General features: G+C 72.5%; 15 protein-coding genes. 5 read left to right on the plus strand and 10 right to left on the minus strand.

Annotated features, from left to right (window positions below; translation table 11 throughout):
• Positions 1–67: 67 nt before the first annotated feature.
• Together ABGB10_RS07100 and ABGB10_RS07105 are read right to left on the minus strand one after the other, a co-directional pair.
• A complete protein-coding gene (locus ABGB10_RS07100; RefSeq protein ID WP_347660043.1) occupies positions 68–1,411 on the minus strand; it encodes a class I SAM-dependent methyltransferase in 1,344 nt (447 codons plus the stop codon).
• Positions 1,408–2,805 carry an FAD-binding oxidoreductase gene (locus ABGB10_RS07105; protein WP_347660044.1) on the minus strand — a complete coding sequence of 466 codons (1,398 nt, stop codon included), beginning with the start codon at positions 2,803–2,805 and terminating at the stop codon, positions 1,408–1,410. Before ABGB10_RS07105 ends, ABGB10_RS07100 begins: the two co-directional genes overlap by 4 nt.
• Positions 2,806–2,898: 93 nt before the next feature.
• Between ABGB10_RS07105 and ABGB10_RS07110 the strand changes: the two genes are divergently transcribed.
• Genes ABGB10_RS07110 through ABGB10_RS07120 form a run of 3 tightly spaced genes read left to right on the plus strand, consistent with a single transcriptional unit; the run spans position 2,899 to position 4,442 of the window.
• Positions 2,899–3,369 (plus strand): YbaK/EbsC family protein, encoded by a 471-nt coding sequence (locus ABGB10_RS07110; RefSeq protein ID WP_347660045.1) that lies wholly within the window; start codon positions 2,899–2,901, stop codon positions 3,367–3,369.
• Positions 3,370–3,408: 39 nt separating this feature from the next.
• Complete coding sequence (locus ABGB10_RS07115; RefSeq protein WP_347660046.1) at positions 3,409–3,693, plus strand: DUF427 domain-containing protein; 285 nt, start codon at positions 3,409–3,411, stop codon at positions 3,691–3,693.
• 47 nt (positions 3,694–3,740) lie between these two features.
• A complete protein-coding gene (locus ABGB10_RS07120; RefSeq protein WP_347660047.1) occupies positions 3,741–4,442 on the plus strand; it encodes an RICIN domain-containing protein in 702 nt (233 codons plus the stop codon).
• Positions 4,443–4,476: 34 nt separating this feature from the next.
• Here the strand turns inward: ABGB10_RS07120 and ABGB10_RS07125 are convergent, their stop codons facing one another.
• Entirely contained in the window at positions 4,477–5,781 is a 1,305-nt protein-coding gene (locus ABGB10_RS07125) for an MFS transporter (protein WP_347660048.1), read from the minus strand.
• Between the two features lie 52 nt (positions 5,782–5,833).
• On the opposite strand from ABGB10_RS07125, the gene ABGB10_RS07130 reads away from it, so the two are divergent.
• The gene (locus ABGB10_RS07130; protein ID WP_347660049.1) at positions 5,834–6,841 is read left to right on the plus strand and encodes a DJ-1/PfpI family protein; all 1,008 of its coding nucleotides are present in this window, start codon (positions 5,834–5,836) and stop codon (positions 6,839–6,841) included.
• Between the two features lie 111 nt (positions 6,842–6,952).
• Here the strand turns inward: ABGB10_RS07130 and ABGB10_RS07135 are convergent, their stop codons facing one another.
• The 7 genes from ABGB10_RS07135 to ABGB10_RS07165 form a co-directional block, all read right to left on the minus strand.
• Entirely contained in the window at positions 6,953–7,420 is a 468-nt protein-coding gene (locus ABGB10_RS07135) for a hypothetical protein (RefSeq protein WP_347660050.1), read from the minus strand.
• Positions 7,421–7,448: 28 nt separating this feature from the next.
• Positions 7,449–9,401: a VWA domain-containing protein gene (locus tag ABGB10_RS07140; protein ID WP_347660051.1), complete on the minus strand. Its 1,953-nt coding sequence runs from the start codon at positions 9,399–9,401 to the stop codon at positions 7,449–7,451.
• Between the two features lie 2 nt (positions 9,402–9,403).
• Positions 9,404–10,864 (minus strand): sigma 54-interacting transcriptional regulator, encoded by a 1,461-nt coding sequence (locus ABGB10_RS07145; RefSeq protein ID WP_347660052.1) that lies wholly within the window; start codon positions 10,862–10,864, stop codon positions 9,404–9,406.
• 56 nt (positions 10,865–10,920) lie between these two features.
• Positions 10,921–11,997: a hypothetical protein gene (locus ABGB10_RS07150; protein WP_347660053.1), complete on the minus strand. Its 1,077-nt coding sequence runs from the start codon at positions 11,995–11,997 to the stop codon at positions 10,921–10,923.
• Positions 11,998–12,073: 76 nt separating this feature from the next.
• Positions 12,074–12,724, minus strand: coding sequence for a response regulator transcription factor (locus tag ABGB10_RS07155; protein WP_347660054.1), 651 nt, complete (start codon positions 12,722–12,724; stop codon positions 12,074–12,076).
• Positions 12,721–13,965: a histidine kinase gene (locus tag ABGB10_RS07160; protein ID WP_347660055.1), complete on the minus strand. Its 1,245-nt coding sequence runs from the start codon at positions 13,963–13,965 to the stop codon at positions 12,721–12,723. The genes ABGB10_RS07155 and ABGB10_RS07160 overlap by 4 nt, the downstream gene beginning before the upstream one ends.
• 55 nt (positions 13,966–14,020) lie before the next feature.
• The gene (locus tag ABGB10_RS07165) at positions 14,021–14,518 is read right to left on the minus strand and encodes a hemerythrin domain-containing protein (protein ID WP_347660056.1); all 498 of its coding nucleotides are present in this window, start codon (positions 14,516–14,518) and stop codon (positions 14,021–14,023) included.
• Between the two features lie 133 nt (positions 14,519–14,651).
• On the opposite strand from ABGB10_RS07165, the gene mgrA reads away from it, so the two are divergent.
• Positions 14,652–15,647 carry an L-glyceraldehyde 3-phosphate reductase gene (mgrA, locus tag ABGB10_RS07170; protein WP_347660057.1) on the plus strand — a complete coding sequence of 332 codons (996 nt, stop codon included), beginning with the start codon at positions 14,652–14,654 and terminating at the stop codon, positions 15,645–15,647.
• Positions 15,648–15,673: the final 26 nt, after the last annotated feature.

Consider the following 15,673-nt stretch of genomic DNA (forward strand, 5'->3'; position numbering starts at 1 on the left):
GTCAATCGGTTCGCGAGAAGCCGCGCCGACTTTCTCGACGCGGCTTCAGGCGACGGTCAGCAAGTGATCAGGGCAACCAGTCCGGTCGCAGCGGGTAGCCGCTCACCCCGTCCGGGCCGTTGTGCGTGGCCAGCACCTGGTGCAGTTGGATGCCGTTACGCTCGAACGCCATCCGCGACCCGGCCATGTAGAGCCCCCACACCCGAGCGGTGCCCGCGCCCACCTCGGACACGCAGAAGTCCCAGTGCTCGACCAGGTTGCGACACCAGGCGGCCAACGTCAGCGCGTAGTGCTGGCGCAGGTTCTCCTCGTGGTGCACCTCGAACCCGGCGTCGTGCACCTCGCTGATCAGGCGGCCCGGACCGGCCAGCTCGCCGTCCGGGAAGACGTACCGGTCGATGAACGCCCCGGAGCGGTGCGGCGCCCGATTGTCCGCCCGCGTGATGCAGTGGTTGAGCAGGCGGCCACCCTGCCGCAGGCGACTGCGCAACGCCCCGAAGTAGGTCGGGTAGTTGCGCACCCCGATGTGCTCGGTCAACCCGATCGACGAGATGGCGTCGAACTGCTCCGCCGGCGCGTCCCGGTAGTCCATGTGCCGCACCTCGGCCAGCCCGGCCAACCCCTCCCGCTCGATCGCCGCCTGCGCCCACTGCGCCTGCGCCTTCGACAGGGTCACCCCGAGCGCCTTCACGCCGTACTCCCGTGCGGCGTGCCGCACCATGCCGCCCCAGCCGCAGCCCACATCCAGCAGCCGCATCCCCTTCTTGAGCGCCAGCTTGCCGGCGACCAGGTCGTACTTGGCCGCCTGGGCCTGCTCCAGCGTGTCGTCGGGAGACCGGAAAACCGCGCAGGTGTACGTCATCGACGGGCCGAGCACCTTCTCGTAGAAGGCGTTGGAGACGTCGTAGTGGTGCGAGATCGCCGTGCTGTCCCGAACCCGGGAGTGCCGCAGCCCGTTCATCACCCGCTTCCAGCGGGGCTGCGCCTCCTGCGGCGGCGCCGGCGGCGGCATCAACCGCTCCCAGCCCAGCCCACGGACCAGCGCCATCCCCTCGGCCAGCGACGGTGGGCGCAACCGCAGCTCGTCCTTGAGCACCCGCAACGCCTCGTACGGGTCGCCCGGGTGCACCCCCTGCAACGCCAGGTCACCACTGACGTAGGCCCGGGCCATGCCCAGGTCGCCAGGGGCGGTGAGCAGGTACGACAGCCCACGCTCGGAACGGATCGCCAGGGTGATGCCGGCGTCCGACGGGCCGACGGCGCTGCCGTCGTACCCGGTGATCCGCACCGGCAGTGGTCCCGTGGTGACCGCGCGGACGACATCCGCCACGGTCGGACCCGTTTGCCGGCCCCCCGCCGGCGGGGTGGCGGGAACGCTCGCCGCCCCTTGATCTCTGTCGGTCAGGCTCATGCTCGTGCTACCGCCTTTTCGTACAGTCCCGTCAGCCGGTGGTCCGGGTCGTAGCGGTCTTTCACCGCCCGCCACGTGTCGCCGCCGTAGAGGCGGTCGAAGGCGTCCCGGTCGTAGTACGCGTCCGAGTAGAGCGACTTGTGGCCGCCCGACTCCGACACCCTGCGTTCGATCGTGCGGTTGACGTCGCCGTCGGCGGCGCCCGGCGCGATCGGCACGCTCCCCCAGAACCCGATGTTGACGTAGTCCTGCCCAGGCCGGAGCGGATACAGCGGCCAGGACCGCGCCGAACCGGGCCCCGCCGGCTCACGCAGTCGCAACGGACACAGCCACACCGGGTTCATCCCCACCGCGCCGGCGAACCAGCGCAGGAAGTCAGCCGTCTCGTTCAGCGGGATCTCCACGTCCTGCACGACACGCTCCCGGGCCGGCTGCCCGCGCAGCCGGTCGATCCGGGCCGCCACCTGGTGTCGGTGTTCGAGCCGGACCAGCCGGTGGTAGAAGTCGCTGCGCCGGTAACGCGCCGGCCAGAGCCGGCGGACGACCGGATGCTGCGCGCCGAACGCCGCCGAGCACCAGAACCAGTCGGTGTCCCAGCGCCACAGATAGTCGTACGCGGTGAGCACGTCGCGGGTGCGCTGGCGCAGTGACCGGTAGTAGATCGCCTGGCCGGTGTAGTCGCTGGGCGGATCGGCCGCGTCGGTGAACCTGGCGAGCACCAGGTACGCCTCACCGGGGCTGAACATCACCCCGTCCATCGCGTCGACCGGCTCCCCGGCCCAGGACCGGGTGGCGGTCACCTCCGCGATGGCGTCGGTGAGCGCCTCGAGTTGGGTGAACCGGACGTTGCGCAACGCCACGTACCGGCCGACCGGTTGCAGCTCGATGCGCAGCCGGGTGGCGTACCCGAGGCTGCCCAGCGAGTTGGGGAACGCGGTGAACAGGTCGGCGTGCTCCCCGTCGGGTCGGGCGGTGACGATCTCGCCGGAGCCGGTGAGCACGTCCAACTCCCGCACCGACTCGTGCGGCAGGCCGTTGCGGAACGACGTCGACTCGATCCCGAGGCCGGTCACCGCGCCGCCCAGCGTGATGGTGCGCAACTGCGGCACCACCAGCGGCATCAGCCCGTGCGGCAGCGTCGCGTCGACCAGGTCCTCGTACGTGCACATGCCCTGAACGTCGGCGGTACGGCCGGTCGGGTCGACCGACAGCACGCCGTTCAGGGCACTCACGTCGAGGCCCGGAGTCCGGGGAGCGGACCGGGGTCGGAACAGGTTGGAGGTGCGTTTGGCCAGCCGGACAGGCTCGCCCGTGGGCACCGCGGCGTACGACCGTCGCAGCGTGTCCACCGCTTGATCATGGTCAATGGGGTGATCCACACGCTCAGCGCGCATGTGATCACCTTACGCTCGCGTTTCGGAAACCGTGGGATGTCGACGATGGCAGTTTCCCGTCCGGCACGAGGCCCGGCGGTTACCGTGGCGGGCATGCCATCGCCAGCGATCACCGCCCTGGACGCCGCCCAACTGCCATATCGGCTGGTCAGCCGAGGTGAGGTCGGCAGCCTCGCGGAGGCCGCCGCGGCCCAGGGCGTGGCCGTCGCCGACGTGGTCAAGACCATCGTGGTCCGTCGGGGTGCCGACGATCACCTGTTCGTGCTCACCCCCGGCGACCGGGTCATCTCCTGGCCCAAGCTGCGCGCGCTGCTCGGGGTGCAGCGACTCTCCATGCCCGACGCCGCGGGCGCACTGGCCGCCACCGGTTACGAACGCGGCACCATCACCCCGTTCGGCGCGAGCACGGCCTGGCCGGTGATCGCCGACGAACGGCTGCGCGGCCGCGAGATCAGTCTGGGCGCCGGCGAACGTGGCCTCGCCGTCGCGCTCGACGCCGACGCCGCCATCGCCGCCCTCGACGCCACCGTGGCCGACGTCACCGACCCGCAGCCCACCCGCTGAGCACTGTCGTCGTCGGTGGCGCGGCCTAGTGTTGGAGACATGCCAAAAGCCGTCTGGAACGACCTGGTCATCGCCGAGAGCGACGACACCGTGCTGGTGGAGGGCAACCACTACTTCCCCCGCTCCGCCCTGCGCGACGATCTGATCCGCGAGTCCGCGACGCACACCGTCTGCCCGTGGAAGGGCACCGCCTCGTACTACACCCTCGAGCACGAGGGCAGCACCAGCGCGGACGCCGTCTGGTTCTACCCGGAGCCCAAACCGGACGCCGAGATGGTGCGTGACCGGGTGGCGTTCTGGAAGGACGTCCGGGTCATCGACTGAGCGCCCGGGCTGGCTCCGGCGCGCCGCCGTGGGCGAGGATGGCGCGTATGTCCGCGCCCCACGAACGCCCCGACCCCGCCGGCACCATCTACGGCGGTCGACAGGCACCCCGCCCCGGGCCGCTGGCCGATCCGCTGCTCCGGATCGCGGTGGCGGTCGGGGTCGTCGGCGCGCTCCTGGGAGTGGTCTTCGCGACCGGGCTGCTCGACGGAGACGACGGACAACCCGTCCCAGCGGCGGTCGGCACACCCTCCACCGACGCGGAGTCGACCGATCCGCCGGCCGAGCCGAGCCCGACCGCCCCGGCCGAGCCGTCACCGACCACCCCGGCCGGGCCGCCCACCGGCCCCCGGGTGCTCCGGGTCGCCTCCGGGCTCTGCCTCGGGCTCGACGGCGACGGCAAGGAGGCCAAGGCCCAGTTGGCCGCGTGCAGTGGCGGCCCGGAACAGCAGTGGGTGGTCAACCCGGCCGGCGCGGACGTGGTGACGTTGGCCAACGCCGCCCACGGGCAGTGCCTCGACGTCGAGGGCGGCAGTCGGGACGACGGCGCAAAGATCATGCAGTACCCCTGCCACGGCCAGGTCAACCAGCAGTGGCGGCTCTCCGCGACCGGCACCGGCCCGGTGCTCCTGGTCCCGGTGCACAGCGGCAAGTGCGCGCAGGCCGACGACGACGGCATCGAGGCGGGCGACGAGGTCCGGCAGCGGCCCTGCGACGGCCGACCGGCCCAGCAGTGGACCCTGAGCTGAGCGACCGGCCACAGTCGTTGCCGTCAGCCCGGCCTCAGCCCCGGAAACTCCACGCCCGGGGCGCGGTCGCGGCGGCGAGCACGGCCTCCGACACCGGCCGGCCCGGTCGCCGACGCAGCAGCAACGACAGGCCTGCGGCGCCGATCGACAGCGCACCCGCCACATACCAGGCCACGGCGTAGTCGCCGAGCCGGTCCCGGACCAGTCCCGCGCCGGTCGCGGCGACCGCCGCGCCGAACTGGTGCGCGGCGAACACCCAACCGAACACGACAGCTCCGGCCCCACCGAAGTACTCCCGGCACAACGCCACGGTCGGCGGCACGGTGGCCACCCAGTCCAGGCCGTAGAAGACGATGAACACCAGCATGCTCGGCTCGGCGGTGCCGGAGAACAGGCTCGGCAGCACCAGCAGGGACGCTCCACGCAGCGCGTAGTACATGCCGAGCAGCAACCGACTGTCCACCCGGTCGGTGAGCCAGCCCGAGGCGATGGTGCCGACGATGTCGAAGAGCCCCACCAGGGCGAGCAGCCCGGCCGCGGTGGTCTGCGGCATGCCGTGATCGTGCGCGGCCGGCACGAAGTGCGTACCGACGAGGCCGTTGGTCGTCGCGCCACAGATCGCGAACCCGCCGGCCAACAGCCAGAACGGGCGCGTCCGGGCCGCGGTCGCCAACGCGCCCAACGCCCGGGTGGCGGCACCGCCGGTCGCCGCCGGCGCCGCGACGACCTCGGCCGCGCCGTAGGCGGGCAGACCGAGATCCGCCGGGTGCTCGCGCAGGAACCACACCACCAGGGGTACGACCGCCAGCGCGGCTCCGGCCACGACGAGTGCCGCCGTGCGCCAGCCGTGGTCGCGTACCAGGATGGCGATCAGTGGCAGGAACACCAGCTGCCCGGCGGCCCCGCCGGCGGTCAGCACCCCGGTGACCAGGCCCCTGCGGCGGACGAACCAGCGCCCGGTGATGGTGGCCACGAACGCCAGCGCCATCGACCCGGTGCCCAACCCGACCAGGACCCCCCAGCAGAGCAGGAGCTGCCAGCTGGCGCGCATGAAGACCGTCAGCCCGCTGCCGGCGGCGACCAGCAGCAACGCCACCGACACCACCCGGCGGATGCCGAACCGGTCCATCAGGGCGGCGGCGAACGGCGCGGTCAGCCCGTAGAGCAGCAGGTTGACCGAGACGGCCGCGGAGATCGTGGCCAGTGGCCACCCGAACTCCTCGTGCAGGGGGTGCAGCAGCACCGAGGGGGTGGCGCGGAATCCGGCCGCGCCGACCAGCGCCACGAAGGCGACGGCGGCGACCAGCCAGGCGGGATGCAGACGGCGGTTCTTGGTCACCGGACCAGTCTGTGCGTGGTGCACCCGGGCGACGAGTGGCCGGAAAGCCATCATGCGCAATAATCGGGCCATGACCGTTCGCCCGCACCAGATCGCCGTACTCGCCCTGGACCAGGTCGTCGGCCTGGACCTCGGCACCCCGTCCCAGGTCTTCAGCACCGCCCGGGCGGCCGACCAGACGCACTTCTACGACGTGCGGGTGTGCACCCCGGGCGCACGGCCGGTACGCAGCACCGCCGGCTTCCAGGTCGTCCCCGACCATGGTCTGGAACTGCTCGACACCGCCGACACGGTGATCGTCCCGGGCATCCACGCCGGCAACGCGTTGACCCTGGGCAGCGTCGAGCCGGAGGTGACCGAGGCGCTGCGCGCGGCGCACGAGCGGGGCGTCCGGATCATGTCGATCTGCACGGGGGCGTTCGTGCTGGCCGCCGCCGGCCTGCTCGACGGTCGTCGGGCAACGACCCACTGGGCGTACGCCGAGCAGTTCCGCCGCCTGCACCCCCGGGTGGACCTCGACCCGGGGGTGCTCTTCATCGCCGACGGCCCGGTGCTCACCTCGGCCGGGGTCGCCGCCGGAATCGACCTCTGTCTGCACGTGATCCGCCTCGACCATGGCAGTGAGGTGGCAAACCGGGCGGCCCGCCGCTGCGTGATGCCTCCGTGGCGCGATGGCGGCCAGGCGCAGTACATCGAGCGGCCGGTGCCGAAGGCCACCGACACCAGCACCGCGAGCGTCCGGGAATGGGCGCGGCAGCGACTGCACGAGCCGATCGCCCTCCGCGACCTGGCCGAGCAGGCGCGGATGAGCGTGCGCACCTTCACCCGGCGTTTCCGGTCGGAGACCGGCCTGAGCCCAGCGCAGTGGCTGCTGCAACAGCGCACCGACCACGCGAGGCTGCTGCTGGAGACGACCGACCTCACCGTCGAGCAGATCGCCCGCCGGTCCGGTTTCGGCACCACCGCCGCCCTGCGCCAGCAACTCCACCTACGCATCGGCGTCGCGCCCTCCACCTACCGCCGCACCTTCCACCCTCGCCCCGAGCTGATCGAAACCTGATCCACCACCCGCGCCTCGGCCTGAGAGGCGTCCGAGGGCGGCCGGGGCACGGCCGAGGGCGGCCGGCGAAGCGCCCCCGGGCCAGCCCGGGACCGGCACGCGCCGCACGGCTCAGTCGCGGAGCAGCTGCAGTTGGGCCTGGTGTTTGGGCAGGTGGACCCGGGTGTGCAGGTCCAGGGTGCGGGACCAGGGCAGCGGCTCGTCCACGATGAGGTCGAAGCCCTCACGGAGGTGCGTCTCGACCGGGGTCTCCGCCGCCAGGCCGAGCTGGTCGACGAGCCCGCACAGGCGGTCGCTGGTGCCGCGCAGCAGGGCGGTCAGGCCACGCAGACCGCCCTGCTCGGCAGCCAGCGCGTCGAGCTGCGGACGGTGGACGTCCTCCTCCAGCTCGTAGTAGGCGAACGGCGACCCGGCCAGCAGCGCCTCGGTGGCCTGGATCATCAGCTCGTCGTTGGCGACCAGGTGCGCGACGATCTGCTCGGCGCTGAGCTGCCCCTCCGGAGCCGGCCCGAACCCACCAGCGTCCACCTCGGCGAACAGGGCCCCGTAGGCCCGCCGCAACCCCCCGCTCTCCGCCATCCCCCCAGTCAACCCGCCGCAGCGGGAGTTAGCGGCGGGATTGGCGGGAGCGGAGGTAGTCGGAGACCACGTACTCACCGAGGTCGTCGGTGTCCGGCGTGAACATCCGGCCCCGGCTGCGGCGGGCCACCGCGTCCACGAAACGTCGCAGACCCGGATCGTCGCCGAGCATGAACAGGTTGAGCGTGGCGCCGTACCGACTCAGCCGGTCCACCTCACGGACCGTCGCCTCGATCGTCTCCGGAAGCGGTGGCCAGTGGAACAGGGCCTCCCCGTCGTCCGGGTCCAGGTGCGCGGTGGGCTCCCCGTCGGTGACCACCAGCACCACCGGCTCGGCGTCCGGGTGCCGGCGCAGGTGGCGACCCGCCAACCGCAGCGCGTGCTGGAGGTTCGTGCCCTGCTCCAGGTCCGGCTCGACGGCGGCCAACTCCTGCTGGGTGAGCGTCATCGCCTCCCGGCCGAAACCCACGATCTGCAGGGCGTCCTGCGGGAAACGCGTCTCCATCAGGTGCGCCAGCGCCAACGCCGTCTGCTTCATCGGCCCCCAACGACCCTGCGAGATCATCGAGTACGACAGGTCGACGCAGAGCACCACCGCCGCCGAGGCCCGCTTCTCGGTCTCCACCACCTCGAAGTCGTCCACCGCGAGTTGCACCGGGACCGTCGGCCCGCCCCGACTGACCGCCCGGGTCAACGTCCGGACCACATCCAACGGCTGCTCGTCGCCGTACTCCCAGGGTCTGGACGCGCCGCTGACCTCGCCGGCGGCCCCCGCGGAGCGCAGGTCGTGCTGGCCCCGTGGCCCGGCGGTCAGGTCGGCGAAGACCCGTCGCAGCGCCGTCCCGCCGAGTCGGCGCAGCGCCTTCGGGCTCAGCGTGAGCCCTTCCGCGTCCCGACTCACCCAGCCCTGCCGGCGTAGCTCCCGCTCCAGATCGCGCAGCCGTCGGACGTCGTCGGCCGCGTCCCGCCCCAGCGTGCGGGCCACCGCGTCGACGTCCACGTCGTCCAGGGTCGCTCCCGGGTGCTCCTGGTCGAGCTGGTCCAGCAGGTCGTCCAGCTCGCCGATCTCACCCAACGCTCCGGCCGCGTCGGCGTAGCCCAGCGGTTGCTCGCCCCGGACCCGCTCGCCACGACCCCACCGCAGATCAGGGCGCAGCGCCCGCAGGTTCGCGTCGAGCGCGGACAACTCCCCCGCGAGGCGGTCACCGAGCGACTGCTGCATGAGACCGGCCAGCTCGGCGCGCTGCCGGTCGGACAGCGAGTTCATCAACCGCTCACCCGCCGCCGAACGGCGGGCCAACACGTCGATCAACTCGTCGACCGTCTCCGGCTTCTCCGGGAAGAAGTCACCGTGTCGGCGCATGAACTCGGCGAACGCGTCGGTGGTGTCCTCCGCGCGACCGTGTCGGGCCAGCAGGTCGTTCAGGTCGCCCATCATCTCGGCGAGCCGCTGCTGGGCGGCCGGGTCGGCGGACGCCCGCACGGCGTCGCGTAACCCGGCGAAGCGCTGACCGAGCACGTCGTCGCGGAGTTGGTCGAGAATCTGCTGGTACGAGCGGCGGGCGTCGTCGCTGACCCACTGGTAGCCGGACAGCTCCTCCACCGCCCGCGCGGTCGAGCGGGGCAGGTTGTCCAGCACCGACTCGGCGAACCTCGCGGCGTCGTCGTCGCGACCCCGCAGCTCGTCCCGCTCCGCGGCGAGGGCCTGGTCGAGCAGGGCCTGCGCCCTGGTCACCGCCCCGTCCAGGTCGCCGCGACGCAGCGCCTCCCGACGCAGCCGCCGCGCCCGGGCGGCCAGGTCGTCCAGCCCACCTCGCCCCCCGGGGCCACGGCGCAGCAGGTCGCGCAACGCCTCCCGCAGGCTGCCGCCGGCCAGCACCTCGGCGCCGACCGCGTCCACCGCCGCACGCACGTCGTACGGGGGTGCCAGCGGGTCGGGCCCGCCGGTCCACTGCCCGTACCGGAACCGGTTGCCGGCCATGGTCAGCCCCGGCCGCCGTAGACGGTGCGCCCGGAATCGGTGACGTCCTTGCCGAGCCGGCGGGTCAGGTGCAGCCCTTCCAGCACGAACTCGACGGCAGCCGCCGCCTCCTCCGGGGTGGGCGCGTCGCCCAGGCCGAGCCGGTCGAGGACCTTCGCCAGGCCGGGCACGGTGCCGACCTGCCGGAGCAATTCGGCGGCACCGACCAGCTCACCGGTCTCGATCGCCGCACCGTCCCCGACGAGCGCCGTGAAACCGGACAGGTCCAGCCCGGACAGGTGCGCCCGGAACGTCTCGGCGGTCGCGGTACGCAGCAGGTGCGCGAGGATCTCGATCTCCCGCCCCTCCTCGCCGCTCTCGAACTCCACCTTGCCGCGCAGGGTGCTGGTCACCGACACCGCGTCGCCAACCCGGGCCACCGCCGCCTCGGGGCGGCCCTCCGGGTCACCGATGGCGGCGAGCAGGCCGGAGCGGCGCAGCGCGGCACCGGCGACGGTCTCGGCGGCGGCGATCGCGAACCGGGCGGAGACGCCGGAGCGCGGGTCCACCGACGGCGACTCGCGTACCGCGCGGGCGAAACGCGCCAGCACCTCCAGCACGTGCTCCGGAACGTCGGCGACCAGGTCGGCCTCCTGGCGGATCAGCGCCAGCTCAAGCTCCAGGTCGACCGGGTAGTGGGTACGGATCTCCGCGCCGAACCGGTCCTTGAGCGGAGTGATGATCCGGCCCCGGTTGGTGTAGTCCTCCGGGTTGGCGCTGGCGACCAGGAGCAGGTCCAGCGGAAGCCGCAGCTGGTAGCCGCGGACCTGGATGTCCCGCTCCTCCAGCACGTTGAGCAGGGCCACCTGGATCCGCTCGGCCAGGTCGGGCAGCTCGTTGACGGCGAAGATGCCCCGGTTGGTGCGGGGCACCAACCCGAAGTGGATGGTCTCCGGGTCGCCGAGGGTGCGGCCCTGCGCGATCCGGATCGGGTCGACGTCACCGATCAGGTCGCCGACGCTGGTGTCCGGGGTGGCGAGTTTCTCGCCGTACCGCATCGAGCGGTGCAGCCAGCCGACCGGCTGGTCGTCACCGGCCTCGGCGACCTGGGCGCGCGACGCCGGGGTGAGCGGGTGCATCGGGTGCTCGTTGAGCACCGAGCCGGGGATGACCGGGGTCCACTCGTCGAGCAGTGCGCCGAGCGAGCGGATCAGTCGGGTCTTGCCCTGACCACGCTCGCCGAGCAGCACCATGTCGTGCCCGGCGAGCAGGGCCCGCTCGACCTCGGGCAACACGCTGTCGTCATAGCCGACGATGCCGGGGAAACGGGCCTCGCCGGAGCGCATCCGGGCGAGGAGGTTGTCGCGGAGTTCCTGCTTGACGGTGCGGTACTGGTGACCGGCCGCCCGTAGCGCGCCGAGCGTGCTGGGCAGGTCGGCCGGTGGAACCGGGATTACCGGGTTAGGCGCAGTCACCCGACCCACGCTAGCTCACATCCGCAGGGGTGCCCCGCGCATCGGGGAGCACCCCGTCCCCACCCTCAGCCCCGACCGCAGCGCCGGCAGGTTCCACGGCGGCGCAGGTGGTACGCGTACGTGGCGGCGCCGAGCGCCACACCCCACAGCGGCCAGAGCAGCATCGGCGCGCCGGTCAGGCTGAAGCCGCCGGTCAGCCGCCAGAACTCGGGGTTGCTGAGCAGCCCCAGTGTGGCCGCCGTCACCGCGATGGCGACCAGGGTGGCGGGCACCACCGCCAGTGTCACCGGCACCCGACGGCCGGCCAACCCGACCATCCAGCGCGGGAATCGCTCACCCCAGCGCTGTACCAGGCCGAGGGTGAGGATCGCGCCGACGGTGGCGAACGCGCCGAGCCCGAACCCGGCCCAGACCAGACCGGTCTCCTGCATCTCGGTCAGGAACTCCCGGGAGATGCCCAGCGGGATGCCGGCCGCCCAGGCGAACCGGGTCAGCGCGTACGTCAACGGGATGACGGCGGCGGTGCCGGCGGCCCACCGGCCCCAGCGCGCGGCGGCGGCCGGGGTGGTCCACCCCCGGTCGGTGTCGCCCCGGCCGCAGCCGACGCAGGCCCGGGCGGTACGCCGCTGCCAGGTGAGAACCGCCCCGGCCAGCAGCAGCCCACCGGCCAGTGCGGCGAACCGGGCGAAGAGCGCCCAGTTGAAGACGTCGGAGTAGTCGATCGGGGGCCAGCCGAACGGCGCTCCGACGATCAGGATCGGCAGGTAGCCGAGGACGACCAGCACCCGGGCGTCCGGCACGACCACGGCGAGCAGGAACGCCACCGCCCAGCCGTAACCGGCGAGCAGCGCCCGCAGCGGGCCGGCGGTGCGTGCCGCCGGGCGGCTCATGACCAGGGCGGTCACGGTGGCGGTCAGCAGTACGCCGGCGAAGAGTGGGGTGGCCAGGTCCACCGGGACCAGGCGCAGCAGGTTGACGTCACCGCCGTGCTGGTCGTTCGCGCCGAACGGGTAGCCAGCGTCGGTGAGCGTGCCGACCAGGGCGAGCACGCCCCACAGGCCGAGCCAACCGGCGGCCAGTGGGGCCAGCCGGTCCGGCCAGCGGGAGCCGGGACGGGGCGGGGAGACAGTGATGGTTGTCATGCTCTCAGCGTCGACCGATGCCTGGCCGATCCCCTCCCGAGCACCGGTGAACCGGCTCCCCCGGGCGAGGGAACCGTCAGCCGGACGGGGTGACGAAGCCGGACTCGTAGGCGGCGATCACCGCCTGGGTGCGGTCGCGGGCGCCCAGCTTGGCCAGCACGTTGCCGACGTGCGTCTTGACCGTCTCCACACCGACCACCAGGTGCGCGGCGATCTCCGGGTTGGACCGACCGGTGGTCATCAACCGCAGCACCTCGGCCTCCCGCTCGGTGAGCCGGGCGGCGCGCAGCCGGTCGCCGCCCACCGGCCCGTACGCGCCGACCAACTGGCGGATCGCGGCCGGGAAGAGCAGCGACTCCCCCGCCGCGACCACCCGGACGGCCTCCACCACCTCGGCGGGCCGGGCCCGTTTGAGCAGGAACCCGGAAGCACCGGCGCGTAGCGCCTCGTAGACGTACTCGTCATTGGCGAACGTGGTGACCACCAGTACCCGGGGTGGGTCGGCCGAGGTGGCCAGCAGATGCCGGGTGGCCTGGATGCCGTCGATGCCGGGCATCCGTACGTCCATCAGCACCACGTCGGGCCGGTGCCGGGCCACCAGCGGCGGCACCTCGGCACCGTCGGCGGCCTCGGCGAGCACGCGCAGGTCGGGTTGGGCGTCGACGATGGCCCGCAACCCGATCCGGATCAGTTCGTCGTCGTCGACGATGAGCACGCCGGTGGTCATCGGGTCTCCTCGTAGGGCAGGCGGGCCCGGATCAGCCACCGGTCGCCGTCCGGTCCCACGGTGATCCGGCCGCCGAGCAGCAACACCCGCTCCCGCATGCCGTCCAGACCTCGACCGCCCGGTCCCAGCGGGGCCCTACCGGGGCGGCTCATCACGTTGACCAGCTCCAACTCCAGTGCCCCCGGGTGCAGGTCCAGCCGCAGCGTCACCGGTCCGTCGCCGTACCGGGCGGCGTTGGTCAGTCCTTCCTGGACGATCCGGTAGCCCTCCCGGGAGACCGCCGGGGGCACTCGCGCCGGGTCGCCGACGCGATGTGCGTGCACCGCCAGCCCGGCCGCGCGGGCGTCGGTGACCAACCGGTCCAGGTCGGCGAGGGTACGCTGCGGCGCCACCACCGACCGGTCGTTGCCGGTCTCCCGGAGCAGCCCGAGCACGTGGTCCAGCTCGTCCATGGCGGTCCGTCCGGTGTCCTCGATGGCGGTGAGCGCCCGTCGGACGAACTCCGGGTCGGTGTGCAGGACCTCGCGGGCGGCCCCGGCCTGGAGGGTGGCGACGGTCAGCGCGTGGCCGATGGAGTCGTGCAGTTCCCGGGCCAGTCGGTTGCGTTCGGCGAGCCGGATGGCCTGCGTTTCCAGGGCGGCGATCCGCTCCGCCGGGGCGGGGCCGAGCAGCACCGGCGCCATCGAGCCGGCGAGCGCGCCGAGCCCGGCGACGGCGTAGCCGAGACCGACCAGCAGGACCACTCCGCTCAGGGTCAACCAGCCGCCGTCCCGCCCGTCCAGCGGTCCGAACCGTTCGCGGCTGGTCAGCTCGGTGCCGATGCCGAACTGCTGGGCGATGAAGGCGAGCGCCATCGGTAGGGCGCTGAACAGCGCGATCATCACCAGTGCGCCGACGATGAGGTGCGTGGCGATCCAGAGCGCGCTGCGCAACCGGGTCTCCCGGTCGGCGGTGTGCCCCGGCGCGGGTTCGGGCAGGTCGACGCCGAGCAGGGCCCGTACGGCGGCGATCTCCAGTGCCCGGCTGCCGTCCAGCAGCAGCGGCAGCCCGGCGATCAGCACCGCGATCACCAGCAGGGCGTAGATCAGCGGGCGGGGGATCTCCGAGTCGGCGAACAGTTGGGCGAAGGTCACCGCGAGCACCCCGTACGGCAGTGCCAGCACCCCGCCGAGCAGCAGGAAGACGCCGCGTCGCCAGGTGGTGCCGGCGATCAGCGGGGTCAGCGCCGCGCGGAGGGTCACCTCGTCATTCTGCTGCCGAGGTGGGCTCGGGCGACTCCCCCGTGCCGGGGAGATCTCAGCGGTGGTCGGCGACGTACTGCTGCGGGTCCTTGTCGCGGAACGGCAGGTTGCGGCCGTTCTTGTGCTCGCCGTAGAAGGTCAGCCAGCGTTGCCCCAGCTCGGCGCGGAGTTCGAAGCTGGCGTGCCGGCGGAAGTCGGGCAGCGCCTCGTCCTCCTCCTCGGCGAGGTGCTCGCTGTTCTCCCGGCGGGCCGTGCCGACCGCCGCCCACCACTGGTCCGAGCCGACCGGGTGCAGCTTCGCCTCGGCGATGGCGTCCCGGATCTTGTTGTGGTCGCCGATCGCGTCGGCGGTCTCGTCCTCGCCGTCGTCGCCGTGCTTGACCAGGTGCGGGTAGAGGATCGCCTCCTCCGCCTCGGCGTGGATGTCCAGGTGCAGGGCGAGGGCGTCCCAGACGGCGAGCATCTCCTGCTCGTCGCGGGCGTCGTCGAGGCGGGCGAAGCCACGCCGGAAGGCGGCGTGGTCGTCCAGGATCAGTGCGGTGATGTCGTCCACTGTGCTCACCTTCCCGTTGGGCCGGCGATCCGGGCACGCACCATCGCGCCGGGCACACGGCATTGCCTCGAAACTACCCCGATGTCCTGGTTCGTACGTGCGATCCCCGGCAGCACGGGCCAGAGCTAGGCTCATGATCGTGACCTACCTCGCCGCGGATGACCGCTACGACTCCATGACCTACCGGCGCAGCGGACGCAGTGGCCTGCGGCTGCCCGCCGTCTCTCTCGGGCTCTGGCACAACTTTGGTCCGGACCGCCCGTTCGAACGGCAGCGCGACATCGTCCGGCGCGCCTTCGACCTGGGTGTCACCCACTTCGACCTGGCCAACAACTACGGCCCGCCGCCCGGTTCGGCGGAGGAGAACTTCGGCCGGATGCTCGCCACCGACCTGAAGGCGTACCGGGACGAGCTGGTCATCTCCAGCAAGGCCGGATACCTCATGTGGCCCGGCCCGTACGGCGAGTGGGGTTCGCGCAAGAACCTGATCTCGTCGTTGGACCAGTCGCTGGGCCGGATGGGGCTGGACTACGTCGACATCTTCTACTCGCACCGGTTCGACCCGGACACCCCGCTGGAGGAGACGATGGGCGCGCTCGACGCCATCGTCCGCTCCGGCAAGGCGCTCTACGTCGGCATCTCGAACTACAACTCCGAGCAGACCACGCGGGCCGCCGCGATCCTTCGTGACCTGGGTACGCCGCTGCTGATCAACCAGCCGTCGTACTCGATGCTCAACCGGTGGACCGAGTCCGACGGCCTGCTCGACACGCTGGAGCAGGTCGGCGCGGGTTGCATCGCGTACAGCCCGCTGGCCCAGGGCCTGTTGACCGACCGTTACCTGGGCGGCATCCCGGCCGACTCGCGGGTGCGCACCAGCGTCTTCCTCAACGAGAGCGACCTCAGCGAGGAGAAGATGGCCACCATCCGGGGCCTCGGCGCGGTCGCCGATCGGCGCGGCCAGTCCCTCGCGCAGCTCGCGCTGGCCTGGGCGCTGCGCGACCCGCGGATGACCAGCCTGATCATCGGGGCGAGCAGCGTCGCGCAGTTGGAGACCAACATCGCCGCGCTCGACAACCTCGACTTCACCGCCGACGAGTTGGCCGAGATCGAGCGGCACCTGGGCTGACCACCGCCGGGTTCCGGGCGGCTCGG

Origin of the sequence: Micromonospora sp. B9E7, from assembly GCF_039871815.1 — a bacterium.
GTDB lineage: Bacteria > Actinomycetota > Actinomycetes > Mycobacteriales > Micromonosporaceae > Micromonospora.